This window comes from Pseudomonas mosselii (assembly GCF_003205295.1).
GTDB classification, from domain to species: domain Bacteria; phylum Pseudomonadota; class Gammaproteobacteria; order Pseudomonadales; family Pseudomonadaceae; genus Aquipseudomonas; species Aquipseudomonas mosselii_B.
Genome location: NZ_QJRP01000080.1, coordinates 1 through 1,235 on the forward strand (window position 1 = coordinate 1; position 1,235 = coordinate 1,235).

General features: G+C 56.3%; 1 protein-coding gene. It reads left to right on the top strand.

Annotated elements, in window-relative coordinates; all coding sequences use genetic code 11:
• The first annotated feature begins 64 nt into the window (after positions 1-64).
• A protein-coding gene (locus DMX06_RS26025; protein WP_110739983.1) for an IS3 family transposase occupies positions 65-1,227 on the top strand; the annotation gives its coding sequence in 2 pieces (ribosomal slippage) (positions 65-320 and positions 320-1,227; 1,164 coding nt in all).
• Positions 1,228-1,235: the final 8 nt, after the last annotated feature.

The window sequence follows — 1,235 nt, forward strand, 5'->3', positions numbered from 1 at the left end:
TGTAGTGGTCTACTAACCCCGGACACCCATTTAGGCGAGAATGCTCGCCACAGAGAGGTGTCCGATGACCAAGCAACGCCGTACCTTTACCCCTGAGTTCAAGCGCGAAGCTGCCTGCCTGGTGCTCGATCAAGGCTACAGCCATGCCGAAGCGGCCCGTTCGCTCGGCTTGGTCGAGTCGGCCCTACGCCGATGGGTTAATCAGCTTCAGCAGGAGCGCGGCGGCGTTACACCGGCCAGCAAAGCGTTGACGCCAGAGCAGCAAAAAATCCAAGAGTTGGAAGCCCGGATCACGCGCCTTGAACGCGAGAAATCGATACTAAAAAAGGCTACCGCGCTCTTGATGTCGGAAGATCTCGAGCGTACGCGCTGATCCGCCAGCTCAGCGACCATGAGCCCGTTGATTGTTTGTGCGAAGTGTTCGAAGTCACTCGCTCAAGTTACTACGCACATCGTCACAGAAGGCGAACTCCGGACGCTGAACGACTACGGTTGCGCAGTCGAGTGAATGAGTTGTTCACGCGAGGTCGAAGTGCGCCCGGCAGCCGTACCATCATGGCAATGATGCAAGAAGAGGGTGAGCAAATCGGGCGGTTCAAGGTACGCAGCCTGATGCGAGAGCTGGCGTTGATCAGCAAGCAGCCAGGATCACATGCGTACAAAAAGGCCACAGTGGAGCGGCCAGATATACCGAATACCTTGAACCGAGCGTTTGATGTCGAAGCTCCAAATCAGGTCTGGTGTGGAGACATCACTTACGTCTGGGCACAGGGCAAATGGCACTATCTGGCAGTTGTCCTGGATCTCTATGCACGCAGAGTGGTTGGCTGGGCCTTATCAGAAAAGCCGGATGGAGACCTGGTGCTCAAAGCGCTGGACGTCGCCTACGAACAACGTGGAAAGCCTCAAGGACTCCTGTTCCACTCTGACCAGGGATCGCAATATGGCAGCCGTCAGTTCCGCCAGAGACTGTGGCGCTATCGCATGCGCCAGAGCATGAGCCGCCGAGGCAACTGTTGGGATAATGCACCGATGGAGCGAGTCTTCCGCAGCTTGAAATCAGAGTGGATACCGACCACGGGCTACCTGACCGGGCAGCAAGCTCAACGAGACATTGGCCAATACCTAATGGGCCACTACAACTGGATCCGGCCGCATCAGTTCAACGATGGACTGGCTCCAGCGAAAGCAGAAGAAAAACTCAAAACCGTGTCCGGGATGAGTTGACCACTACA